This window comes from Streptomyces sp. NPDC050988 (assembly GCF_044456225.1).
Lineage (GTDB): Bacteria > Actinomycetota > Actinomycetes > Streptomycetales > Streptomycetaceae > Streptomyces.
Genome location: NZ_JBITFQ010000006.1, coordinates 121830 through 145712 on the forward strand (window position 1 = coordinate 121830; position 23883 = coordinate 145712).

General features: G+C 69.1%; 25 protein-coding genes and 1 tRNA gene. 15 read left to right on the forward strand and 11 right to left on the reverse strand.

Features of this window, described 5'->3' with window-relative positions; translation table 11 throughout:
- The 7 genes from ACIBEI_RS16340 to ACIBEI_RS16370 all read left to right on the forward strand — a co-directional run bounded on the left by ACIBEI_RS16340 (position 1) and on the right by ACIBEI_RS16370 (position 3256).
- Positions 1–252 (forward strand): hypothetical protein, encoded by a 252-nt coding sequence (locus ACIBEI_RS16340; protein WP_398889184.1) that lies wholly within the window; start codon positions 1–3, stop codon positions 250–252.
- On the forward strand, positions 252–548 hold the full coding sequence (locus ACIBEI_RS16345) for a hypothetical protein (protein ID WP_398889186.1): 297 nt from the start codon (positions 252–254) through the stop codon (positions 546–548). Before ACIBEI_RS16340 ends, ACIBEI_RS16345 begins: the two co-directional genes overlap by 1 nt.
- A 171-nt stretch (positions 549–719) precedes the next feature.
- A complete protein-coding gene (locus ACIBEI_RS16350) occupies positions 720–893 on the forward strand; it encodes a hypothetical protein (protein ID WP_398889187.1) in 174 nt (57 codons plus the stop codon).
- Positions 894–993: 100 nt separating this feature from the next.
- Positions 994–1461, forward strand: coding sequence for a DUF6879 family protein (locus ACIBEI_RS16355; protein ID WP_398889189.1), 468 nt, complete (start codon positions 994–996; stop codon positions 1459–1461).
- Positions 1458–2300, forward strand: coding sequence for a helix-turn-helix domain-containing protein (locus ACIBEI_RS16360; protein WP_398889191.1), 843 nt, complete (start codon positions 1458–1460; stop codon positions 2298–2300). Before ACIBEI_RS16355 ends, ACIBEI_RS16360 begins: the two co-directional genes overlap by 4 nt.
- A gap of 87 nt (positions 2301–2387) precedes the next feature.
- The gene (locus ACIBEI_RS16365; RefSeq protein ID WP_398889193.1) at positions 2388–2849 is read left to right on the forward strand and encodes a hypothetical protein; all 462 of its coding nucleotides are present in this window, start codon (positions 2388–2390) and stop codon (positions 2847–2849) included.
- Complete coding sequence (locus tag ACIBEI_RS16370; RefSeq protein WP_398889195.1) at positions 2846–3256, forward strand: hypothetical protein; 411 nt, start codon at positions 2846–2848, stop codon at positions 3254–3256. The genes ACIBEI_RS16365 and ACIBEI_RS16370 overlap by 4 nt, the downstream gene beginning before the upstream one ends.
- Positions 3257–3334: 78 nt before the next feature.
- Here ACIBEI_RS16370 and ACIBEI_RS16375 read toward each other — a convergent pair whose 3' ends face one another.
- Together ACIBEI_RS16375 and ACIBEI_RS16380 are read right to left on the reverse strand one after the other, a co-directional pair.
- Positions 3335–3568 (reverse strand): helix-turn-helix domain-containing protein, encoded by a 234-nt coding sequence (locus ACIBEI_RS16375; RefSeq protein ID WP_398889197.1) that lies wholly within the window; start codon positions 3566–3568, stop codon positions 3335–3337.
- Positions 3569–4197: 629 nt separating this feature from the next.
- A tRNA-Val gene (locus ACIBEI_RS16380) sits at positions 4198–4269 on the reverse strand.
- A gap of 316 nt (positions 4270–4585) precedes the next feature.
- Between ACIBEI_RS16380 and ACIBEI_RS16385 the strand changes: the two genes are divergently transcribed.
- From ACIBEI_RS16385 to ACIBEI_RS16405, 5 genes are all read left to right on the forward strand, one after another.
- A complete protein-coding gene (locus ACIBEI_RS16385; protein WP_398889199.1) occupies positions 4586–5371 on the forward strand; it encodes a DUF4097 family beta strand repeat-containing protein in 786 nt (261 codons plus the stop codon).
- Between the two features lie 74 nt (positions 5372–5445).
- Positions 5446–6864: a hypothetical protein gene (locus ACIBEI_RS16390; RefSeq protein WP_398889201.1), complete on the forward strand. Its 1419-nt coding sequence runs from the start codon at positions 5446–5448 to the stop codon at positions 6862–6864.
- Positions 6865–7081: 217 nt separating this feature from the next.
- The gene (locus ACIBEI_RS16395; protein ID WP_398889203.1) at positions 7082–7705 is read left to right on the forward strand and encodes a DUF4383 domain-containing protein; all 624 of its coding nucleotides are present in this window, start codon (positions 7082–7084) and stop codon (positions 7703–7705) included.
- A 9-nt stretch (positions 7706–7714) separates the two neighbouring features.
- Positions 7715–7939, forward strand: a complete 225-nt coding sequence (locus ACIBEI_RS16400; protein WP_055616513.1) for a zinc ribbon domain-containing protein — start codon at positions 7715–7717, stop codon at positions 7937–7939.
- Positions 7940–8048: 109 nt separating this feature from the next.
- The gene (locus ACIBEI_RS16405) at positions 8049–8735 is read left to right on the forward strand and encodes a DedA family protein (RefSeq protein ID WP_398889205.1); all 687 of its coding nucleotides are present in this window, start codon (positions 8049–8051) and stop codon (positions 8733–8735) included.
- Positions 8736–8767: 32 nt separating this feature from the next.
- Here the strand turns inward: ACIBEI_RS16405 and ACIBEI_RS16410 are convergent, their stop codons facing one another.
- The 3 genes from ACIBEI_RS16410 to ACIBEI_RS16420 all read right to left on the reverse strand — a co-directional run bounded on the left by ACIBEI_RS16410 (position 8768) and on the right by ACIBEI_RS16420 (position 13511).
- Positions 8768–9604 carry an HAD family hydrolase gene (locus tag ACIBEI_RS16410; protein ID WP_398889597.1) on the reverse strand — a complete coding sequence of 279 codons (837 nt, stop codon included), beginning with the start codon at positions 9602–9604 and terminating at the stop codon, positions 8768–8770.
- Positions 9605–9657: 53 nt separating this feature from the next.
- Positions 9658–12270, reverse strand: a complete 2613-nt coding sequence (locus ACIBEI_RS16415; RefSeq protein ID WP_398889207.1) for a phosphoribosyltransferase — start codon at positions 12268–12270, stop codon at positions 9658–9660.
- A gap of 74 nt (positions 12271–12344) precedes the next feature.
- A complete protein-coding gene (locus tag ACIBEI_RS16420) occupies positions 12345–13511 on the reverse strand; it encodes an HpcH/HpaI aldolase/citrate lyase family protein (protein WP_398889209.1) in 1167 nt (388 codons plus the stop codon).
- 201 nt (positions 13512–13712) lie between these two features.
- Here ACIBEI_RS16420 and ACIBEI_RS16425 point away from each other — a divergent pair, with 201 nt between their 5' ends.
- Positions 13713–14618: a TerD family protein gene (locus tag ACIBEI_RS16425; protein ID WP_398889211.1), complete on the forward strand. Its 906-nt coding sequence runs from the start codon at positions 13713–13715 to the stop codon at positions 14616–14618.
- Between the two features lie 128 nt (positions 14619–14746).
- Here the strand turns inward: ACIBEI_RS16425 and ACIBEI_RS16430 are convergent, their stop codons facing one another.
- From ACIBEI_RS16430 to ACIBEI_RS16455, 6 genes are all read right to left on the reverse strand, one after another.
- On the reverse strand, positions 14747–15484 hold the full coding sequence (locus ACIBEI_RS16430; RefSeq protein ID WP_398889213.1) for a Tellurium resistance: 738 nt from the start codon (positions 15482–15484) through the stop codon (positions 14747–14749).
- A gap of 105 nt (positions 15485–15589) precedes the next feature.
- Entirely contained in the window at positions 15590–16735 is a 1146-nt protein-coding gene (locus ACIBEI_RS16435) for a DUF475 domain-containing protein (protein WP_398889215.1), read from the reverse strand.
- Between the two features lie 277 nt (positions 16736–17012).
- Entirely contained in the window at positions 17013–17588 is a 576-nt protein-coding gene (locus tag ACIBEI_RS16440) for a TerD family protein (RefSeq protein WP_055617906.1), read from the reverse strand.
- A 134-nt stretch (positions 17589–17722) separates the two neighbouring features.
- The gene (locus ACIBEI_RS16445) at positions 17723–18298 is read right to left on the reverse strand and encodes a TerD family protein (protein WP_055617911.1); all 576 of its coding nucleotides are present in this window, start codon (positions 18296–18298) and stop codon (positions 17723–17725) included.
- A gap of 187 nt (positions 18299–18485) precedes the next feature.
- Positions 18486–18944, reverse strand: coding sequence for a peroxiredoxin (locus ACIBEI_RS16450; RefSeq protein ID WP_189838067.1), 459 nt, complete (start codon positions 18942–18944; stop codon positions 18486–18488).
- 330 nt (positions 18945–19274) lie between these two features.
- Complete coding sequence (locus ACIBEI_RS16455; protein ID WP_055611766.1) at positions 19275–19712, reverse strand: DUF3052 domain-containing protein; 438 nt, start codon at positions 19710–19712, stop codon at positions 19275–19277.
- Positions 19713–20220: 508 nt separating this feature from the next.
- Between ACIBEI_RS16455 and aceE the strand changes: the two genes are divergently transcribed.
- The gene (gene aceE, locus ACIBEI_RS16460) at positions 20221–22968 is read left to right on the forward strand and encodes a pyruvate dehydrogenase (acetyl-transferring), homodimeric type (RefSeq protein WP_398889219.1); all 2748 of its coding nucleotides are present in this window, start codon (positions 20221–20223) and stop codon (positions 22966–22968) included.
- Positions 22969–23119: 151 nt separating this feature from the next.
- Positions 23120–23875: a potassium channel family protein gene (locus ACIBEI_RS16465; protein ID WP_398889221.1), complete on the forward strand. Its 756-nt coding sequence runs from the start codon at positions 23120–23122 to the stop codon at positions 23873–23875.
- The last annotated feature ends 8 nt before the right edge of the window (positions 23876–23883 follow it).

Below are 23883 nucleotides of genomic sequence, written 5' to 3' on the forward strand. Positions count from 1 at the left end.
ATGAGCACCTTTCCTTCGACCGAGACCGTGGTGAAGACCGCGGGCACCTACAGCCGAGACCTCCTGGAGCGCGTCCTCACGACGTTCCTCCAGGCGGGCATCGCGGGCATCGTCGTCACACAGCCGCTCGACGGCTCGATGTGGTACGCCGCAGGGGCCGGCGGAGTCGGCGCGGTCCTCGCCCTGGCCAAGGGCCTCGTCGCGCGGTGGCGGGACGTGACGAACTCGGCGTCGCTGGCCAAGGGAGTTTGATGGGGACGCCGGACCCCGACGTCTACACCAGCTCTGCGCAGATGTATCAGGAGATGAGGTCCCTGCACGACGCCGTGACACGGGTCGATTCGAAGCTGGAGGCCCTGACGGGCCAGGCCGTGCAGCTCAACGACCACGAGAACCGCCTCCGGGCTTTGGAGAGTTCTCCGAAGACGACCGACATTGAGCCTCGTGTCTCCACGCTGGAGCGTGCTCGGTGGCCGTTGCCGACGGTTGCCGCTCTGACCGGCGTGGCTGGTACGGGCATTGCGTTGTTCGGGCTGTTGGCCCGCTGAGTCGGTTGTGCCCCCTCTCGGCCCTTCGGGGTCGGGAGGGGGCCTTTCGTCATGCCCAATTGCGCGCAATCATCAATCACGCGCCCGTCTTGGCAATCGGCGGCAATCCTCCAGCGAAGTCGCTCGACACGTCGCATCCTGGATCTCCAACCACCTTAGATGGAGGGCACTGTGACGCTCAGGTTCCTTGGAACGACCAGCGAGGAAGGCGACTGCCCCACCCTGTACGAGGTCGAAGGCACCGACGAGATCCTTGTCCAGGGCGAGCGCGAAACCGACCCCCAGCACCTCGTCCAGCTGCGGGACGTCAAGGAGTCGGAGACCTTCGTCCGCGTGCCGCGGTAGCCTGCTCAGCCGCTACGCCCCGGCAGAGCAGGCCTCCCAGCTTCAACCGTTCTCCTCGATCTCTCACCTGTTCCGAGAGTTCCGCCACACGGCCTGGCGGTTGGAGACCCGCAGCGACTACGCGTCCGACCGCAGTAGCGCCAACTGGCCGCGGTTCGAGAACGGGGAATCGTTCAGCTTCAACCCTGACAGCCCGTGGCATGTCAACGTCCGCGCACAGACAGAAGCGGGCAGGCGGTTCGAGCGCGTCCGGATCGTCGACGAGCCGCCGACCGACGGGCAGCGATTCCTCCTCGCGACGGGTCTCGGCAACGTCGCTGCGGGGGAAGACATCCGTCATCTCACGCGCACACAGGCGCAGGAACTGCGGCTGCCGGACTACGACTTCTGGCTGTTCGACTCCCGGATCATCGCTCGATTCGCTTTCGACGAGGACAACGCGACGCTCGGCGTGTACGTCACGGAGGACCCGGCCGAGGTCCTCGCCGCCTGCCAGGCTCGGGATGCTGCCTGGCACTACGCCGTGCGTACCGAAGAGTTCCAGCGCGGGGTACGTTCCACCGTGTGACGACCGACTACCAGACCGCCAGAGAGGCCCTCGGCGCGAGGCTGCGTGAGCTGCGCGTCGAGGCCGGCATCGAGGGCAAGGAGTTGGCGGCTCTGCTCGGTTGGCAGCCGTCGAAGGTCTCACGGTTGCAGACCGGCAAGCAGAGCCCGACCCTCACGGATGTGACGGCGTGGGCCGAGGGCGTTGGTCGGCCGGAGGTGGCGGCCGAGCTGCGCGGCCGAGTGTCTGGGATGGAGCAGAAGTACCGGTCGTGGCGGCGGACGCTCTCGGCGGGGCACCAGGCCCGGCAGGAGATCGCGATCTCGGAGACTGCGGCCACCAGGGAGATCCGTGCCCTGGACGTGGCTCGGGTCCCGGGGCTGTTGCAGACGGCCGAGTACGCGCGGTACGTCTTCAAGGGCGCCGCCGAGTTCAGGGAGAGCCCTCGGGACACAGAGGATGCGGTGCGTTCTCGTGTCCGACGGCAGGAAGCCTTGTACGAGCCGGGCCGGCGCTTCCGGTTCCTCGTGTGGGAGGCAGCGCTGTACGTGCAGACGTGCCCGCCTGACGTGCTGGCCGGGCAACTGGACCGGCTGTCCTCGGTGATCGGCCTGGACACGGTGGAACTCGGAGTCCTCCCTCTGGCGACGCCACTGCGGCGCGCCCCGTCGCACAGCTTCTGGATCTATGACCGCCGCCTCGTGATCGTCGAGACGATCAGCACGGAGATGTGGCTCGACGATGCGGACTCCATCGCCCTGTACGAGCGGGCGTGGGAGTGGCTCTCAGAGTCTGCCGCCTACGACACCCGGGCCCGCCATCTGATCGCCCGGGCAAGGGCGGCTCTCGACCTCACGTGAGCAATCCGCGGCAAGCCGTGGAGCCGCGTGCGCAATCGCGCGCAATCGATCACTGATGGCGCAATCGTGTTGCCTAGCGTGCTGGTCATGGCCACACAGCCCGCCCTCTCGCTCCGGCAGGCAGGACAGGAATGGCTCCTCTCCTGCGCCGAACACCCCGCCCTCGCACAGGAAGCGTGGGGCGCGGACGACCTCGCACCGATCCCGACCGGTACCCACTGGCGGGTCGCCGAGGCGCCGCTCGCCGGGTCGATGGACGCGGTGAAGCGCATCGGCCACCACTGCGTCGGACCGGTCCTCGCGGACGTCACCCAGTCGACGGCCTGGTGGCTCCTGCCGCCCGATCTCGGAGACGAACTCGACGACGTCCGCCAGCTGACCGTGTACCCGGCCGGCTGGGTACTGAGGTGCCCGCCTGCGCTGTTCCCGGTACGAGGCCGCGTGTGGATGGAGCGCCCCGACGGGTCCGGCCGGTTGACCGATCCCACCCTGCTCGGCGCGGCGTTCGGCCCGGGCGGGTTTCGACCCTATGCGGAGGCATTCGGATGACGACGACCAAAGAGACCGACGTTCACACCATCGACGAGGAGGACGCGCCATCGCTCGGGGCACTGCTGCTGGCTTCGGCCGCCAACCCGCGTCACAAGGCTGCCGTGCGCGCGCTCGTCGATGAGGAAATCATCCTGAGGCGGGATCTCGTCCGTATCGCGTTGGTCGTGAAGACCCCTGAGGGCCGGATGGGCTGCGACTGGGAGCGGTTCGGGAAGCGCCTGTACACCCTGGGTCTCAACGAGGGCGAGCGCGCGTTCCTCGACCTCGTGCTGTCGATCGCAGGCCCGCACCAGACGAGTCTCGCCCGCGTGCTGGAGCTCGACGACCGGCGCTTGGCAATCGTCCTGCGGGCAACGGTCCAACTGTCCGGCTGCGACACCCTCGCGATCGGCACGCGCACCTGAAGCTCTCGCCGCCGGCCGGTCCGCAGCCGGCCGCGAGAAGAGCGGCCGCCCTACACCCCTGAGTGGGGCGGCCGCCCGTCACCTCACGAGGTCAGCGAGGGGCACGCCGATGGCGGAGGCGATCGCCAACAGGGTGTCGAGCGACGGGTTGCCATCGTCGGCCTCGATGTCCTGGTAGTAGCTGCGGTTCATCGGGACGGCGAGGAAGACGGCCTCTTGGGTGAGGTTGTGGGTCATGCGCGCGTCGCGGATGGCCCTGCCGATGCGCTGCCGGTCGTGGAGCCATGGGGCTTCGGTCAGGTCGCTGGGCACTCGACAAACGCTCTGACCTGCGCGAACATATGTCAGCCTGGTGCCACCAGGCTTTATGTGATCATTGATATGCCACCGCAAACGTGAGCGATCGCCGGACTCGTCTGTGTGGTCCCCGCCGTGCCGCGTTGAAGCCGCGGTGGCCGCCTAAGCAAGCTGGGGGCCCGTGCTCCAGGCACATGCCACCCCCGGCCCGAACGTCCGCTCCGGTTCGACCGGTTGCGGGCAGGATGATGCGTGCGGTGTACCTGTGTCCGCCGCGATGCGTCATCCAGCGCTCTGACTCGGTCAGAGCAAGCCGCCCCACCCCCTCGCCGGGGTGGGGCGGTCTACGTTTGCCGCAGACGACCCCCGCCGATCCTCTCGGCGGGGGTCGTCGCCTGCGAGCCGGGCCTCCCCGCCCGGACACCGCAGGTGACGACGAGCCTGTGCCTGGCGCGCATCGGGGAGCTGCGCCGTCCTCGTCCTGCCGGGAACTCTAAGTGGCGTGTACCAGCACTTCATTCACCCATTCGAGTGATCGAAAGTGCAAGATCGCTGGGGGTTGTGGACTTTTTGTGGACTCTGATCACAGGAGAGGCCTTCCGGAGATCTTCCCGGAAGGCCTCTGACCTGCTACTTAACCCCTGTGGGCGCGGACGGTTTCGAACCGCCGACATCCGCCTTGTAAGGGCGGCGCTCTACCACTGAGCTACGCGCCCGGGACGAGTCGACAGCCTACATTGCCCGGGGCGGTGCCCCGCAAACCCGTTACCGGGGCAGAAGCCGGTCCGTGCCGGGGCAGACTCCAGTCCCGGAGTCCCTGAGCCGGCGCCCCTCCCCGGCCCCCATGCGGGGGTTTACCCCACCCCCAACCCGGGAGCGGCCCGCATCCCCCCGTGAGCCCCCGATCCGTACGGTCGAAGAACGTCCGGGTCACATCGTGGGGCCGAGGGCGTTCGAATGTGGGGGAGTCCTGTCATGAGTGGTTTTCAGCGTCCTTCGAGGAAGCCGTCTTCGAGTAGGAGTGTTGAGTCTGTGGGCGGCAGGCGGGGCGTGGGCCGCAGGCCGCGGCGTTTCCTCGTCGCCGTCGGTGTGGGGGCCGTGGTCGTCGGTGTGTTCGTCACCGGGTGTGGGGCCAGTGCCGGGGACGACAAGGAACCGGAGAAGCGGTCGTTCGAGCTCAGTGGGCGGACGCTGACCGTCGATTCCGACGACTCCGCGCTCGAACTGGTCGCTGCGGACGTCGACAAGGTGCAGGTGACGCGCTGGTTCGAGGGGCGGGTCGCGATCGGTGGGGACCCCCGGGTGACCTGGGTGATGAAGGACGACACGCTCAAGCTCCGTATGCACTGCTCGGGTGTGGTCGCCGACTGCTCGGCCAAGCACCGCATCGAGGTGCCGCGGGACGTGGCGGTCGTCGTGAGGGACGACGACGGCAGCGTGAAGGCCGACGGTTTCAAGGACTCGCTGGACATCCACACGAAGGACGGATCCGTACGGGTCGAGGACGTCGCCGGGGCGCTCACTCTGCGTACCGACGACGGCTCGGTCGAGGCGACCGGCGTCGACTCGCGGCGGGTGGACGTGAACACGCGGGACGGGTCGGTGCGGCTCGACCTCACCGCCGTACCGGACCGGGTCTCGGCGCGCGGCGACGACGGTTCCCTGACCATCGGGCTGCCGGACGACGCCACGTACCGCGTCACCACCGGGACCGACGACGGTGCCGTGGAGGTGTCCGTACCCCGTGACGAGGGCAGCTCCCATGTGGTGTCCGCCCACACCAAGGACGGGAAAGTCACCGTGCGTACCGCGAACTAACCGGCCCGTGTGTTCGTCCTTACCTGGTGGGAGAATGACACGGGGCAGGACGGATGACAGCACGGGAGAGGGAAGTGACGGCGACACCTTCGCAGCCGTACACACCGTTTGTGCCATGCGCACAGCAAGTTCCTCGCCCCCGTGCCGGGTTCGGGCCCACGGGGGCGCGCGGTGCTGGCCGTGACCTGCTGGCCCTGGTGCTTCTTCCGCTCCCGCTGCTCGCGCTCGCGCTGCCCGCGGCGTTCGCCGGCGGCGGCACCCGGCGATGGTTCGGCGGGCGCTCCGAGAGCCAGCGGGCCGAGGCCCAGGCGGCGAAGGACGCCGCGGCGGCCGCGTTCTACGAGCTCGACACCGCGCAGCGCGATCTGCGGATCTCGATCGAGACGATCACGGCCGTCGACGACTCCCCCGCCGCCCGGCGCGCGGTCTCCGACTTCGACGCCCTCGGCCGCCGCATCGACGAGGCCAGTCGTACGTACATCGGCGCTGTCGACGCCCACGACCTCGACCGTGACGACCTCGAGGCCTCCGTCGCCGCCCACGCGCGCACCGAGCTGACGAAGGCCAAGGACGAGCTGGCGCGGGTCAAGCAGGAGCTGGACCGTTTCGAGCAGGGGCTCGGCCCGCTCCTCGGCAAGGCCGAGACGCAGCTGGCCCGCCTCGCCCCGGCCGTCGAGCGCGCCCGCCAGTCCCTGCTCGCCGCGTCGAACGCACTCGACGCCGTACGGGGAACAGAGTTCAAGGCCGACGACCTCGCCGCCCGGCTCGCCGCCCTCGCCCCGGAGCTGACCAAGCTGAACCAGGGCGCGGGGCAACACGGCGTACCGGAGACGCTGGAGCGGGCCGACCGGGTCGCGCGGGACGCCGAGGCGGTCCGCGCGGAGGCCCAGCGGCTGCCGGAGCGGGCCGCCGAGATCGACCGTCGCCTCGTCTCGCTGCGTACGCGCGCGCAGGCGCTCACCACGCGGTCCGGGCAGGTTGATCCCGTGCTGAGCGAGCTGCGGCGGCGGTTCTCCGCATCCTGCTGGCAGGACCTGCAGCACGTGCCCGACCAGTCCGCGGAGACCGTCCGGCAGGCCGAGCGGAAGCTCGCGGAGGCGCGGACCGCGCGGGACGAGCAGCGCTGGGCGGACGCCACCTCGCTGCTGTCCACGGTCCGGGCGCTGCTGAACACGACCGACGAGGCCGTGTCCGCGGCCGGCGACCGGTTGCGGCGGCTGAACGAGGTATCGAAGGACCCCCAGCGGGAGATCGACCGCACACGGTTCGCGATCCGGGACGCCCAGCGGCTGGCCATGTCCGGGCGGAATACGCCCGACCCGCAGCACGCGCGGCCCCTCGACGAGTCGGTGGCCCGGCTGGAGCGGGCGATCGGGACGTTGGAGGGGCGGCACCCCGACTACTGGCATTTCCTGACCGAGCTGGAGGCCGTGCGGGCGACGGTGGCTCGGGTGGTTTCGCAGATTCGTGAGGAGCGTGGGGGCGGAGCGTGAGCGCTCCGCTGGGGGGCGCTGAATCACACGTGCACGCCGGTGGGGCGTGAATCGCACGTGCACGCCGGTGGGGGCTGGGCGCGCAGTTCCCCGCGCCCCTGAAGGGCGCTCCCGCCGGCCCGGCGCCTTCCAGTCCCGCTCAAAGTGTGGCGATCCGGCCGTCCCAGGCGGATGCTGAGGATAGGTACGGCCTCCGCTCGCACCCGAGGAGGCGGATATGGCCACGCACGTGCTTCGTACGGCGCCGAGGCGGCGGATCAGGCTCGATGAGCATCTGCCGGTCGATCACCGTCTCAGCAAGTTCTACCGGGTCGGCGCGGGGCTGATGGGTCTCGTACTGCTCGCCTTCGGCATCCTGGGGCTGATCGACAAGGTCGGCTTCTTCGACACGGGCGGGGACACAGTCGCCGGGCTGAACACCAACGGCGCGCTGAGCGTGCTGTCGATCTGCGTCGGACTGCTGCTCTTCGTGGGCATGGTGATCGGCGGCAACGTCGCCTCGACGCTCAACATGATCCTCGGTGTCCTCTTCATCCTCAGCGGCTTCGTGAACCTCGCCCTCCTCGACACGGGCTTCAACTTCCTCGCCTTCCGCATCCAGAACGTGCTGTTCAGCTTTGTGGTCGGAGTGATGCTGATGTTCTTCGGGATGTACGGACGTGTCGGCTCGGCCCTGCCGCACGACAACCCGTACTGGCGGTCCCGCCACCCCGAGCAGGCCGCCCGCGAACAGCGGCTGAGGGCGGGGGTCGGGGCCAGGGCCCTGCCCGGAGCCAAGGGTGACCCCGCTCTCCCGGGGGCCGGAGCCGGGCCCGTGGGAGACGGGCCGAGCACCCGCTAACCTGTGCCCATGCCTCGCTACGAGTACCGCTGCCGGACCTGCGGAGACACCTTCGAGAAGAGCCGTCCGATGGCCGAGTCGTCCGCGCCCGCGGCCTGCCCGGCCGGCCACGACGACACGGTGAAGCTGCTGTCGACGGTCGCGGTCGGCGGCTCGGCCTCGGCGCCCGCACCTCGCCCCAGCGCGGGTGGCGGGGGTGGCGGCGGTTGCTGCGGTGGGGGCTGCTGCGGCTGACCCCGCCCGGGACCAGGTCTCTCCGAGGCCGGGACTCCTCAAGAGCACGACTCGGATCCCCGCGGTCGTCCTCAGGCTCTCTTCAGCTTCGGTTTCCTAGCGTGAGGGCATGACAGCCATCGCAGCCGCCGCGGCGGACAGCAGTGCCCCGCAATGGGTCAACAGCCTCATGGACACGCTCGGGGCACCTGGCGCGGGCATCGCGGTCGCCCTGGAGAACCTCTTTCCGCCCCTGCCGAGCGAGGTCATCCTGCCGCTCGCGGGGTTCGCGGCGAGCACCGGGCAGATGAACCTGTTCGCGGCACTGCTGTGGACGACGGCCGGCTCCGTCATGGGCGCGCTCGCGCTGTACGGCGTGGGGGCGCTGCTCGGCCGTGACCGTACGGTGTCGATCGCGGCCCGGCTGCCGCTGGTGAAGGTCTCGGACATCGAGAAGACCGAGGCGTGGTTCTCCCGCCACGGCACCAAGGCCGTGTTCTTCGGCCGGATGATCCCCGTCTTCCGCAGCCTGATTTCCGTGCCCGCGGGCGTCGAGCGTATGCGCCTGTCCGTGTTCCTCGGCCTGACCACGCTGGGCAGCGCGATCTGGAACACCGTGTTCGTCCTCGCCGGCTATCTGCTCGGCGAGAAGTGGTCGGAGGTCACCGGCTATGTGTCGACGTACTCGAAGGTCGTGCTGGTAGGGGCGGTCCTCGCGGTACTTCTCTTCGCGGGCCTACGGCTGTTCAGGCCGGGCCCGGGCGGGCGGCGCCGCGCGGAGGAGGAGATCGAAGAGCGGGAGAAGGCGGCCGCCTGAGCCCTCCAGCACGGCCACCGCTCAGGCAACCTCTACCGAGCCTCCCGCAGGAACTCCCGCAGGATCCGCTCCCCCGCCGCGACACCCCGTTCCGGAAGGGCGGTGATGCCGGGAGCCGTCCACCCGACATCGGCCAGTTCGCCGTGACCGGGGCGCCAGCCTCGGTCCGCGGCCAGGAGGAGGTCGGCGTCCAGGAGGGAGTCCCCGGCCGCGAGGGTGAGGGTCGCTCCCGTGCGGCGGGCGACCTCCCGCATGGCGGCGCTCTTGGTGAGCGGCTTCGGTACGGCGTAGATCTTGCGGCCCTGGAGGGAGACCGTCCAACCGCGGTTCTCCGCCCAGACGGCCAGCTCCTTCACCCAGTCCTCGGGGAGCAGTTCGCGCTCGACGACGAGGTACACGAAGAGGTCCTCGGCGAGGCGGTGCTTGCGTACCCAGGCCGGGTCGGAGGTGGCCTCCATGTACTCCCGCACTTCGTCGAGCGGGGCACACTCGCGGGCGAGGCGTTCGGTCACCGAGGCGTGCCACCCGGGGTCCGTCACTCCGTCCACGAGCAGGTGGCCGCCGTTGGCGCAGATCGCGTACTTCGGTGCGGGGCCCGGGAGTTGGATGCGCTGGTACTGCTTGCGGGTGCGGGTGGTGGTCGGTACGAAGTCGGCCACGTCGCCCAGTTCGGCGAGCAGGCCCGCCGCGGTCTCCGTCATGTAGGACAGCGGCTTGCTCTCGTGCACCTCGACGCTGAGCAGCCGGGGCGCCCGCGCGTCGGGCATGGTCAGCGCCAGCGCGGCCGAGGAGTAGATGAGCGTGCGGTCGAGATCGCTGGCGACCAGCACCCGGGGCGAAGAGGTGGGCAGGGAACCGGAGTTCGTCATCGGATCGGCGTTCGTGATCGGGGAGGCGTTCGTCTTCGGGGAGGCGTTCGTCATCAGACCGTCACCGCCTTGCCGTCGGCGCCGGTCGCACCGCGGGTGTACTTGGGGTGGATCAACCCGACGCAGGTGTACGGGAGTTCGGCCACCTCCTCGACGGGTACGCCCCGCTGCTCGGCGAGCAGACGTACGTGGTCGAGGTCGGCGCCCGCTCCTGCCCGGGCGAGGATCTTCCAGGGGACGCGGCGCAGCAGCACGCGGGTCGCCTCGCCGACACCGGGCTTGACGAGGTTCACGTCGTGGATGCCGTACTCCTCGCTGATCCGCTCGACTGCCGCCCAGCCCTCCCAAGTTGGGCTGCGGTCGGTGGACAGAAGCTCCTTGACCTGGGCGTCGACCGCTTCGTCGACCGAGCCGAAGCGGTCGGAGACGGCGTCCAGGAAGGCAACGGAGACGTCCGAGGCGGCAAGCTCGCGGTAGAACTTCGCCCCGTGGTAGTCGTGCTCCCCGACCAGGTCGGCGCGGAGGACCGTACGCGAAATGAGGCCGGAGACCGTGGAGTTGAGGCAGGCGGAGGGGATGAGGAAGTCCTCGCGGGTGCCGTAGGTGCGTACGCAGGAGCCGGGGTCGGCGAGGACCGCTATCTCCGGGTCGAAGCCGGTGATGCCGTCGGAGGCCTCGAACTCCTCGACGGCCTGGGCGAGTTCGCGGGTGATGGCGCCCTTGCCGGTCCAGCCGTCCACGAAGACGATGTCGGCCGGGTCGTGGTGGGCGGCCAGCCAGCGCAGCGCGTTGGCGTCGATGCCGCGGCCGCGCACGATGGAGACGGCGTAGTGCGCGAGGTCGAGGCCGTGCCGGTGCTGGGCCCAGCGGCGCATCAGGACGCCGACGGGGGTGCCGGCGCGGGCGAGCGATACGAGGACAACACCGCCGGGGCGCGGCGACCGCTCCGCGAGCACGGTCTCCGTGACGACGCCGACGGCCTGGGCGATGCGGGTGGCCGAGGCGGTGAGCGCGCTGTGGAACAGCTCCTGGTACGCGTCGCTCGGCTGGTACTCCACCGGGAGCGACTCCGCGTAGTGGGCGCCACCGCTCTGGATGGCCTCCTCACGCTCCTCCGTCGGCGCCTCCAGCCGGGTGTCCGAGAGATCCCGCAGCAGCCAGCCGACCTCGTCAGGTGCGTACGAGGAGAACTCGGGGCCACGGAGGGGCTCGGGCAGCATGGATGGCCTTTCAGTGGGCGACTGGGCGGGCGACACGGTGGACGGCCGTGCTGGTGCGTACGAGGGGACGACGGCGAGCAGCACGCTCGGCGTGTGCGCGGCGAGCCGCGCCAACAGGCCGTCGGGAGCGTGCAGTTCGGGCGTGTCGGCGGTGGAGTCGACCACGGCGACGACGGCGTCGAAGCCGGCGCCCGCGACGTTGTAGGCGTAGCGCTCGCCAGGGCCGTCGGCGGGGTTGTCGTGGGCGGGGAAGACGAGCCGGGTGCGGATCGCGTAGCCGGGGTCGTCGACGGCGAGCACCGGGGAGCGGGTGGTCGTGGAGTAGCGGACCTCCGCGTCGGTCAGCTTCTCCAGGGCGACGCCGAGCCGCAGCGGCGCGTACATCAGTTCCTCGAAGCCGAGGACGAGGACGCGGCGGGTGCCGGACGGAAGCGCTTCGGCGATACGGGCCGCCATGGCGGGCAGGGCGGCCTCCAGGCGTACGCGGTGCTCGGGCGTGAAGCCGTGCCGCCCGCCGTCGGGTATCCCCTCGGGCCAGCCCAGCTCGACACGGAGGGCCGGCCGGGCGGGCTGAACCTCACCCTGGGCCTCCGAGAAGGAGGCCTCCGCCCCGGCCTCGTACCGTGCGACCAGCGCCTGCCCCTTCTCCAGGACCCCCTCGGGGAGCCGTACGGCGCCGGAGGCGGCCGTCACGAGGTCCACGCGGGCGCCGATCTCGCGGGCGAGGTCGTCCAGACGTCCGAGGTCCACGGCCGAGCGCATGTCGACCAGGGCGACGATGACGTACCGGTCGCGCGGATAGCGTTCGTGCAGGTCACGGATGGTGTTGAGGATGGTGTTGCCGGTGGAGAACTCGTCGTCGACGAGGACCAGCGGGCCGTCGCCGGCCAGCAGGCCGGGGTTCTCCGGGAGTAGCAGGTGCGAGGTGGCGTGCGAGTGGGACTCCTCGAAGCCGCCCGCCGTCGCGACGCCCTCGACCGGGCGCCGGGTCGAGTGCAGGCAGGGGGCGAGGCCCACACCGTCCGCGACGGAGTGTCCGAGCCCCGTGGCCGTCTCGGCGTACCCGAGGACGACGGCCCGGCGCGCCTCGTCCTCGCCGAGCAGGTCGCGCACGCGGAGCCCGAGCGCGAATCCGTACCCGTACACCACGGCTGGCGACTGGGGTATGTGCTTGCCGAGCACGTGCGACACGAGCAGATGGGCCCGCTTGGGGTTGCGCCGCAGCGCGAGTCCGAGCAGCTCGCCGAGCCCCTCGTCCCCGACGAGTTCGACGCCGAGCCGCTCGGCGACCCAGCATCCGGACCAGACGTCACCGTCGGCTCCGCCCGGCGTACCGGACGGGCCCCCGGCGGCGGGGCCCGCGCCGGCCCCGGCCTTGGTCCCGGGGCGGAATCCGGTCGCCGACCAGACCCCTGCCCCGCCCCCGTCGTTCACAGCGTTGTTCATGGATTCCTTGGGTGTCGGCGGTGTCGGCGGGTGTCAGTGAGCGTAAGTGGTGTGATGAGGGCGTGATGGGGGCGTCAGCCGGGGATCCCCGCGGCGAGCAGTTCCACGAAGCCGATGTCCTCGTTCGCGACGCCGAAGACCTCGGCACGCTGGAGGGTGCGCTCCGCCCAGGCGCGGTGCGGCTTCACTTCGTTCATCTTGTTCGTGTACGCGGACCGCAGCACGCCCCCGCCGCCCCGCTCGGGCCGCAGGATGTCCTGGGCGTCGCTGAACTCCTCGTGGCTGACGACGGACAGCGCGTGCACGGGCAGGACGTGCGAGGGGTGGATGCAGGTCTTGCCCTGCAGTCCGTTGGCCCGGTCGAGGGAGATCTCCCGCAGCAGACCGTCCATGTCGTGCTCGATCAGCAGGGCGCGCAGGTCCTCGGCCTCCGGGGTGAAGGGGCTGCGCCGCAGCTGTGGCTTGAACATGCGCTCCTGGACCCTGAAGTACTCCCACACGGGCCCGGTCACCGTGAATCCGGTGCCGTCGGCCCTGCCGAGCACGTTCACCACGTCCGCGATCACGGACGCGACGATCTGCACGTCGTACGCCGTCATGTCGGGCGCCCTGCGCAGTCCGTACGCGGAGCAGAAGTCGGTGACGCCGAGCCGCAGCGCGAGCACGCGGTCTCGGTACTTGTCGACGGCCCGGAAGATCCCGGCGAGGGTCTCCGCCCGCGACTCGCGGTACAGCAGATCGGGCGATTCGAGGACCGGCATCGCGAACAGCCGTCGTCCGCTCGCGGCCTCGGCCGCGGTGAGCGCCTCCAGGAACGGGATCCCCCGCTCCTCGGTGAACTTCGGCAGTACGAATCCGGACAACAGGCGGACGGATTCGCCGAGCCGCCGGACCAGGTCGGGGATCTGCTCGGGGGCTCTGACCCGCACGAACAGCAGCGGAAGCTCGGTCTCCGGGCAGCGTTCGGCCAGGTCGGCGAATTGCCGGACCAGGTTCGCCTCGGCCTCCGGTACCTCCGCGTCGTCGATCGAGTCCTCCAGGCACAGCACCATCGAGACGACACCGCGGCCGGTCTGCTTCACGATGTCGTCGGCCAGCTTCGGCCTGGTGGCAGGGCTGTAGAGGGTGGCTCCGAGAGCCACGGCCAGCACTCTGGCCGGGGAGTCCGCGGTGAAGACGCACGGCTCCTGGTGGAAGAGGCGTTCCCGCACCTCAGGGGCGATGTGCCCGAAATGACGCATGAGTCTCCCCCGGGGCGGCTAGGCGGCCTGACGATATGTGGCCGGTAATAGTACGTAGAGATCCATGTCAAGGGTTCCCACCGGGCATGAAATTCAGGTAACGCAGGCAAACACCATTGTGTCTCCCGTTCGCGGATCGGGCCGGTCGGGAAGTCAACCCCCGCGTTGTCGTGACCAGGACCGAGAAGGCAGGATGACCGCATGACGCACGCGATGCTGAAGGGGTCGAACGTCCCGCTGGACGCCACTGCGGTGCGCGCCGTGCTGCGCTGGACGCCGGGACGGGGTGTCCCGGACGTGGATGCCTCCGCGCTGCTCCTCGGCCTCGACGGTCGTGTGCGGTCCGACGAGGACTTCGTTTTCTACAACCAGCCCCGGCATCCCTCGGGCAAGGTCTGGCGACTCGGCAAGAAACGGGTCAACGAGGGTCTCGCCGAGGGACTCACCGACACGATTCAGTCGGATCTCGTCGGCGTTGACAATGGAGTGGGCCGAATTCTCCTTGTCGCTTCGGCCGACGGCGTCACCTTCGACCGGGTCAGCGCCCTGCGGATCCTGCTGTACGACGCCGTTCTCGGGGACGCCGAGCCGGTGGCGTACTTCGACATCAAGCCACAGACCGGCGAGGAGACCGCGCTGGTCTGCGGCGAGCTGTACCGGCGCGGCGAGGGCTGGAAGTTCCGGGCGCTCGGCGAGGGCTACACGAACGGGCTGCAGGGGCTGGCCTCGGACTACGGCATCTCGGTGGACGAGTCCGAGGGCGCGGACCAGTCGGCGTCCGCCCTGCCCGGCCCGCCCGCCGGCGCCCAGCCGCTCCCGCCGGAGCAGCCCACGCAGCTGCCCCCGATGCCGCAGCAGCCTTCGTACGGCTATCCACCGGCCGCGGCGGGCCCGGAGCCCACCCGGCAGCAGCCGCCCGCCGCGCAGCCCGCGTACGGCTACCCACAGCCCACCAGCCAGCCCGCCTACGGCTACCCGCAGACGGCCCCGTCCCAGCCGGCCCCGGCGACCGCCCACTCCGGCTACGGCTACCCCCAGCCGGTGGCCCCCCTCCCCGACCCGGACTTCAGGCTGCCCCCGCAGGGCCCGCAGTTCATCGGCCGCTAGGGGCCACCCCGAGGCGCCCGAAGGGGCGCGGGGAACTGCGCGACAAGCCACGTACGCCCCGCAGCCGCCACCGAACCGAACCCCCCGAACCCTGAGGCGCCCCCGCCAAGCCCAGCGGCAGCGCGTGGTCAGCGGTCGGCTTTCGTCTTGTAGCCGCGACCCCACTGGAGCCCCCACCCATACAGCCGGTCCAGCTCCGCCTGGAACCCGTACACGAACTTCACCTCGCGACGCACCACCAGCTCGTTCTTGACGTTCTCGATCATGACCACCGCGCAGGACCTGGCCTGCGAGTGCCGCTCGTCGAGGCCGATCTCGATCCGGGGGCCGTTGCTCGGGTAGAGCGTCACGATGGCGTGCGTACGGTCGAAGGCGGGGGTCTGGTCGTAGATGTAGACGAAGACCAGGAGCCGCTTTATCTGCTCGCGGTGGTCGAGGTTGACGAAGATCGTCTCGCCCGAGCCGGAGCCGAAGCGGTCGTCACCGCTGAGTTTCACGTACGGCGCGCCGTTGAGCTCGCCCAGGAAGCCGCCCAGTGGCTGGACGACTCCCTTGGTGCCGTCCGCCAGCTCGTACATGCAGCCCAGGTCCAGGTCGACGTTGACCATGCTCTGGGTGTGCGCCTGCACCACGTCCGGCTTGAAGGCCTTGAAGGGGTGGCGCAGCAGGCTGTCCCGCTGGGAACCGCCGATGTCGGAGGTGCGCATCCGCCAGGACAGGTTGATGCGGAGGTTGCCGGTGGCGGCGCCCTGTTTGGTGAGCGAGATGGTCTGGTTCCGTTTGGTCAGTTCTATGGCGTTGGTCGCCGCGCTGCCCGAGTCGAACTCCGTCGACCGGCCGCGCCACAAGCCTTCCCAGAAGCTCATTCCCGCCCCCACGCTTCCCTGTTCACCTCGATGAATGCGCCGGGGCGGCCGCGAGGATTCCCTCGACGGCCGCCCCTCACAGAGCGTTCCTCACTCGGAGCGGTGTCACACCCCGGACGAGATCTCAGCCTTGTCGTCCGAGGCCTCAGCTTTTCCCTCTGCGGCCGCGATCGCTCGGTTGCGGCGCACGGAGGACCAGAAGGACCAGGCGATGAGGACGACACCGATGAGGCCGGTGACGATCTCGTTGACCTCGAAGCGGATCGTGATGAGCAGGATGCCGGCGAGGGCGCCGATCGCGTAGTGCGCGCCGTGCTCCAGGTAGACGTAGTCGTCGAGGGTGCCCTGGCGGACCAGGTAGACCGTGAGCGACCGGACGTACATGGCGCCGATGCCGAGGCCGAGGGCCATCAGGATGATGTCGTTCGTGATGGCGAAGGCGCCGATGACGCCGTCGAAGGAGAACGACGCGTCCAGGACCTCCAGGTACAGGAACATGAAGAAGGCGGCCTTGCCGACGAGTGCCCCCGCGGAGACCTGCTTGCCGCTGCGCTTGGCCTCCTCCTCTTCCTCGTGCTCGCGCTCCTCCGCCTCTTCGAGACGGTTCTCGAAGAAGCCGGAGAGCCCGCCGACCACGAGGTAGGTGATGAGGCCGGCGATGCCGGAGAGCAGGACCGTCTCCGCCTTGTCGGCGGACCCGGCGTGCAGGTGGGCCTTCGGGGCGAGGTACAGCGCGGTGATCAGCAGGACGATCAGGGCGATGCAGGCCGACAGCATGTCGACCTTGCCGAGCTTGGCCAGCGGGCGCTCCAGCCAGCCGAGCCACTTGATGTCACGGTCCTCGAAGATGAAGTCGAGGAAGATCATCAACAGGAACATGCCACCGAAGGCGGCGATCGACGGGTGGGCGTCGGTGACCAGTTCCTGGTAGCGGTCGGCGTCGTTGAGTGCCAGGTCGACCGCCTCGATGGGGCCGAGCGAGGCGCTGATCGCGACGATCACGACCGGGAAGACGAGCCGCATTCCGAAGACGGCGATCAGGATGCCGACGGTGAGGAAGATCTTCTGCCAGAAGGCACTCATCTTCTTCAGGATTCCGGCGTTGACCACAGCGTTGTCGAAGGACAGCGAGATCTCGAGGATGGACAGGATCAGCACGATCCCGAACGCGGTCCATCCGTCGATCAGCACCGCTGCGACCAAGCCGAGCGCGGTGACCGCGAACGACCAGCCGAAGGTTTTCAGAACCACTGGCTACCCAATCGTGAGTATGGGGGGCTACCCCCGGACGAAGTCCGGAGGGGGTTTCCCCCCGCCGTACCCGGCTTTACGAAACATTGACCACAAAGTCTAGAGGGACGACCCCTCGGACGAGAGGGCCGGGCCACCCCACCAGGAGAGTCGCAGGTCCAGAGGGTGCGGACGCCAGTGACGCGCCTTCGGCCCCGCCCGCCACACTGCTTTCGGTGCCGGCGGGCGACGGCCTCTCCTTCGGCCACCGGGGGCACCTTCCCCGGACCCGGCGGCCCTACGAGACGTTGACCCCGAAGTCCAGGGCGATGCCCCGCAGTCCGGACGCGTACCCCTGTCCCACCGCGCGGAACTTCCACTCCGCGCCGTAGCGGTAGACCTCGCCGAAGATCATCGCGGTCTCCGTGGAGGCGTCCTCGGAGAGGTCGTAGCGGGCCAGCTCCTGGCCGTCGGCCTGGTTGACGACCCGGATGAAGGCGTTGCTGACCTGACCGAAGGTCTGGCCGCGGTTGTCGGCGTCATGGATCGAGACCGGGAAGACGATCTTGTCGACGTTGGCGGGCACCTTGGAGAGGTCGATCAGGAGGGACTCGTCGTCGCCGTCGCCCTCACCCGTGAGGTTGTCCCCGGTGTGCTCGACCGAGCCGTCCGGGCTCTTGAGCTGGTTGTAGAAGATGAACCACTCGTCACCGAGCACCCGCCCCGAGTTGCACAGCAGTGCGCTGGCATCGAGGTCGAAGTCTGCTCCGGTGGTCGAGCGCGCGTCCCAGCCGAGCCCGATCATCACCTGCGTGAGGTTCGGTGCGGCCTTGGAGAGGGAGACATTGCCCCCCTTGGCGAGCGTGACGCCCATGATCCTTGTCCTCCCCGGTCAAGCCATTGGGTTGTCGAGCACGTCCGGCGCCGCACTAGGAGTGTGCGACGCCGGACGGAAAAGGGTGAAGCGGATTGAAGCTGTTCGGGGCCGGACGACGACCCCGAGGTGGCTCAGACGTTGACGCCGAAGTCCTGCGCGATGCCGCGCAGACCTGAGGCATACCCCTGACCGATGGCACGGAACTTCCACTCCGCGCCGTGGCGGTACAGCTCGCCGAAGACCATCGCGGTCTCCGTGGAGGCGTCCTCGGAAAGGTCGTACCGGGCGATCTCCGCCTCGCCCGCCTGGTTCACGACGCGGATGAACGCGTTGCGCACCTGGCCGAACGACTGCTGGCGGTTCTCGGCGTCGTAGATCGAGACCGGGAAGACGATCTTCTCGATGTCGGCCGGGACGCCGGCGAGGTTGACCTTGATCTGCTCGTCGTCGCCCTCGCCCTCACCGGTGGTGTTGTCACCGGTGTGCTCGACCGAGCCGTCGGGGCTCTTCAGGTTGTTGAAGAACACGAAGTTGGCGTCACTGCTGACCTTGCCCTCCGCGTTCGTCAGGATGGCGCTGGCGTCCAGGTCGAAGTCGGTACCGGTGGTGGTGCGGATGTCCCACCCCAGACCGATGATGACCGCGGTCAGTCCCGGGGCCTCCTTCGACAGCGATACGTTGCCGCCCTTGCTGAGGCTGACTCCCACGAGTCCTCCCATTGGTGTCCAGGGGCGGTGCGCCCCGTAGTGCGTTGGTATCGGATCAACGTGTCGATCCTAGTGAGGGGTTCCCCACCGCCGCAGGCCCTGGGCGTGAAGAATCCCAGAGTGTCGGCATCACAGGCCGGTCACGGAGCCGGGATCATGCCGGGATCGCGTGGGAATCGCCTCGGGATCACAGGCTGTCGAGCGCCGTCACGTACTCGTTCAGGTCACGGGCGTCCGGCAGGGCGTTGACGACGGTCCAGCGGACGATGCCCTCCTTGTCGATGACGAAGGTGCCGCGCACCGCGCAGCCCTTGTCCTCGGCGAAGACCCCGTACGCGCGCGAGACCTCGCCGTGCGGCCAGAAGTCGGACAGCAGCGGGTACTCCAGGCCCTCCTGCTCGGCGAAGACGCGCAGGGTGTGGATGGAGTCGTTGGAGACGGCGAGCAGCTGGGTGTCGCGGTCGGAGAACTGCGGCAGGTTGTCGCGCAGGGCGCACAGTTCGCCCGTGCAGACGCCGGTGAAGGCGAAGGGGTAGAAGAGCAGCACGACGTTCTTCGCACCGCGGAAGTCGGAGAGCTTCACGGTGGCGCCGTGGTTGTCCTTCAGCTCGAAGTCCGGGGCCTTGTCGCCGACCTCGATGGTCATGTCCTGCTTCCCTTCCGTGGGGTCCATGGGGCCGTTCGGGGCACCCACCCTACGCAGAGACCCCTTTTCGCCCCCGCCGCCCCTACCCGTTCCCGTCCCTTTCGGGGGCCAGCCCCCGAACCCCCGCTCCTCAAACGCCGGAGAGGCTGAAATACCAAGGGGCGCGGGGAACTGCGCGACCAGCCACAGCGCACCCGCACCCTCACAGCCGCAGCCGCAGCCGCAGCCGCAGCCGCAGCCGCAGGCCGACGACGAAACCCCCGGCCGGAAGCCGAAAAACGGGGGCCCAGGGGTGCCAACCCCTGAACCCCCGCCCAACTCAGCGGAGCGTCACCGCTTTGACTTGGCCGCCTTCGGCGTAGCCAGCCGGGTCCCGCTCCAGTCCTTCCCCACGCTGATGCTCTTGGTCTGGGACAGACCCGCGGTCGTCGCGGCTTCCGCGATGTCGCTGGGCTCCACATACCCGTCTCGGCCGGTCTTCGGCGTCAGCAGCAGGACGGCGCCGCCCTCTTCGACGTACGTGGTGGCATCCACCAGCGCGTCCGTCAGGTCGCCGTCGTCGTCACGGAACCAGAGCACTACGGCGTCGGCGACGTCGTCGTACTCCTCGTCCATGAGCTCGCTGCCGATGACTTCTTCAATGGCCTCGCGGAGCTCCTGGTCGACGTCGTCGTCGAAGCCGATCTCCTGGACCACCTGCTCGGGCTGGAATCCCAGCCTGGTGGCCAGGCTCGTCCGCTCCTCCGCGTGGTCCGCGGTCGCGCTCACGGGTTGCCTCCTGATCATGTTCGGTAATGGGGTCTCCCCCTGCTCGGGCGAAGCCTGGAGCTTGGGGAAGTTCAAGCCACGCGCGTGCGCGAAGCATTGGCCGTAGTCCACACGGGCGGGGCGGATCGCGCAAGTACCCGGCCGTCGGGACCGCCGAAACGGTGACGATCCCGACCGTGTCGCCGCAACTCCAGGCAGGGAATCCTGGCCATTGGTGACGCACACCACACCAATCTGCCCCATTTGTGGATTTACGAACCCTACGAGGGTACGGGACTCGAAAGGCTTTGCGGTACGCGTCACGGGTCGGGCGTATCGTTGCGATTTGCCGTACCCGCCCTTGGGGGGACGGGGCGAACGTCTCGGTTACCTCTCGGTAGAGATGACGTTTCCGCCCCCGAGGTACACGATGGGGAACGGTGCAGAGACCCAGGTAACCAGAGAGACCCCCCAAGAAAAAACCGAGAAAAACCGAGAAAAAGCGGCCCCCTGAGAGCGAAGGAACAGCGTGGCTTCCGGACCCGATCGCAACCCGATCATCATTGGCGGCCTTCCGAGTCAGGTCCCTGACTTCGATCCAGAAGAGACCCAGGAGTGGCTCGACTCCCTCGACGCCGCCGTCGACCAGCGGGGCCGGGAGCGGGCCCGCTATCTCATGCTGCGGCTGATCGAACGGGCCCGCGAGAAGCGCGTGGCCGTGCCGGAGATGCGCAGCACGGACTACGTCAACACCATCGCCACCAAGGACGAGCCGTTCTTCCCCGGCAACGAGGAGATCGAGCGCAAGATCCTGAACGCGACCCGCTGGAACGCGGCCGTGATGGTGTCCAGGGCCCAGCGCCCCGGTATCGGCGTAGGCGGTCACATCGCCACCTTCGCGTCCTCCGCCTCCCTCTACGACGTGGGCTTCAACCACTTCTTCCGCGGCAAGGACGAGGGCGACGGCGGCGACCAGATCTTCTTCCAGGGGCACGCCTCCCCCGGCATCTACGCCCGCGCGTTCATGCTGGACCGGCTGAGCGAGCAGCAGCTCGACGCCTTCCGCCAGGAGAAGTCCAAGGCGCCCAACGGCCTGTCGTCGTACCCGCACCCGCGGTCGATGCCGGACTTCTGGGAGTTCCCGACGGTCTCGATGGGCCTCGGTCCGCTCGGCGCGATCTTCCAGGCGCGGATGAACCGCTACATGGAGGCGCGCGGTATCGCGGACACCTCCAAGTCCCACGTTTGGGCGTTTCTCGGTGACGGCGAGATGGACGAGCCCGAGTCGCTCGGCCAGCTGTCCATCGCGGCGCGCGAGGGCCTGGACAACCTCACCTTCGTCGTCAACTGCAACCTCCAGCGGCTCGACGGTCCTGTACGCGGCAACGGAAAGATCATCCAGGAGCTGGAGTCGCAGTTCCGCGGCGCCGGCTGGAACGTCATCAAGCTGGTCTGGGACCGCAGTTGGGACCCGCTGCTCGCGCAGGACCGCGACGGCGTGCTCGTCAACCAGCTGAACACCACCCCCGACGGACAGTTCCAGACGTACGCCACCGAGACCGGCTCGTACATCCGCGAGCACTTCTTCGGTCACGACCACCGGCTGCGGGCGATGGTCGAGAACATGACCGACGACCAGATCCTGCACCTGGGCCGCGGCGGTCACGACCACAAGAAGGTCTACGCGGCCTACGCGGCGGCCAAGGCGCACAGCGGCCAGCCGACCGTGATCCTCGCGCAGACGGTCAAGGGCTGGACGCTCGGCCCGAACTTCGAGGGCCGCAACGCCACGCACCAGATGAAGAAGCTGACGGTCGCCGACCTCAAGGGCTTCCGCGACCGGCTGCACCTGCCGATCTCCGACCAGGAGCTGGAGTCCGGCGCGCCGCCGTACTACCACCCGGGCCGGAACTCGGAGGAGATCCAGTACATGCACGACCGCCGCAAGGGGCTCGGCGGGTACGTCCCGACGCGCGTCGTGCGGTCGAAGCCGCTCGCACTGCCCGAGGACAAGACGTACGCGAGTGTGAAGAAGGGTTCGGGTCAGCAGTCGATCGCCACGACCATGGCGTTCGTACGGCTACTCAAGGACCTCATGCGGGACAAGGAGATCGGCAAGCGGTTCGTGCTGATCGCACCCGACGAGTACCGCACGTTCGGCATGGACTCGTTCTTCCCGAGCGCGAAGATCTACAACCCGCTCGGCCAGCAGTACGAGGCCGTGGACCGCGACCTGCTCCTCGCGTACAAGGAGTCGCCGACCGGGCAGATGCTGCACGACGGCATCTCCGAGGCGGGCTGTACGGCCTCGCTGATCGCGGCCGGCTCGGCGTACGCCACGCACGGCGAGCCGCTCATCCCGGTGTACGTCTTCTACTCGATGTTCGGTTTCCAGCGCACCGGCGACCAGTTCTGGCAGATGGCCGACCAGTTGTCGCGCGGTTTCGTCCTGGGCGCGACCGCGGGCCGCACGACTCTGACCGGTGAAGGTCTGCAGCACGCGGACGGGCACTCGCAGTTGCTCGCCTCGACGAACCCGGGGTGTGTCGCGTACGACCCGGCCTACGGGTTCGAGATCGCGCACATCGTGCAGGACGGGCTGCGGCGGATGTACGGCTCGTCCGACGAGCACCCGCACGGCGAGGACGTCTTCTACTACCTCACCGTCTACAACGAGCCGATCCAGCACCCCGCCGAGCCGGAGGGCGTGGACGTCGACGGCATCCTGAAGGGCATCCACCGCTTCGCGGAGGGCACTTCGGGCTCCATCCCGGCGCAGATCATGGCGTCCGGTGTCGCCGTGCCGTGGGCCGTCGAGGCCCAGCGGATGCTCGCCGAGGACTGGAACGTACGGGCCGACGTCTGGTCGGCGACCTCCTGGAACGAGCTGCGGCGCGAGGCCGTCGAGGTGGAGCGGCACAATCTGCTGCACCCCGAGGAGGAGCAGCGGGTTCCTTACGTGACGCGGAAGTTGAGCGGGGCCGAGGGTCCGTTCGTGGCTGTCTCCGACTGGATGCGGTCGGTTCCGGACCAGATCGCTCGCTGGGTGCCGGGGACCTACCAGTCCCTCGGTGCCGATGGGTTCGGCTTCGCCGATACCCGGGGGGCCGCTCGGCGGTTCTTCCACATCGACGCGCAGTCGATCGTGGTGGGGGTGCTGACGGAGCTTGCGCGTGAGGGCAAGGTTGACCGGTCCGTGCTCAAGCAGGCGATCGATCGGTATCAGTTGCTGGATGTGGCTTCTGCGGATCCTGGTGCCGCGGGTGGCGATGCCTAGGCTGTGTGGTTGTCTGCGGGTGCGTGGGGGCTTGTCGCGCAGTTCCCCGCACCCCTGAAGGGGCGCTCCTGACCGGGCGTCCAGCACAGCGCCGGTAGGGGTGGTGTGGCCACGGGTCACACCACCCCTTCACGTTTTCTACTATGCGGGCATGAAGCAGCAATCGGCACAGGACCGTTGGGAGCAGCGCACTCAGCGGCCCCTGTTGGGGCTCGCGGTGGCGTTTGCCGTTGCCTATGCCGTGCCGATCGTGTGGCCCGAGGCCGGTCGGGAGGTGACCGACTGGTGCACCGTGGTGGAGTGGGCGGTCTGGGGGCTGTTCGCCCTGGACTATCTCGTACGGCTCGCTCTCACCGACCGACGGCGGGAGTTCGTCCGTACGCACTGGCTCGATCTGTGCGCGGTGCTGTTGCCGCTCATCCAGCCGATCCGGCTGCTGCGGCTCGTCTCCACGTTGCTGCTCGTCGGGCAGCGGGCCCGGATGGCGCCACAGATACGGCTGACCACGTATGTGGTGGGTGCGGTGGTGGCGTTGCTGATGTTCGGCTCGCTCGCCGTGCTGTCCGTCGAACGCGAGTCGCCCGAGGGCAACATCAGGACGCTGGGTGACGCGGTGTGGTGGTCGTTCACCACGATGACGACCGTGGGGTACGGCGATCACGCTCCGACCACCGGGCTCGGGCGGATGATAGCGGTCGGGCTGATGCTGTCCGGGATCGCGCTTCTCGGTGTCGTGACCGCCAATATCGCCGCGTGGTTCATATCGCGGTTCGAGTCGGACGATGTGGAGGAGCGGCGGCAGACGGCGGCGATCGAGGCGCTGGCGGAGGAGGTACGGGCCCTGCGGGCGCAGGTTGCCGCGTTGTCCGACACGCGCTCTGCCGTTGCGGAGGAGCAGTTGCGCTGAGCGGTGTG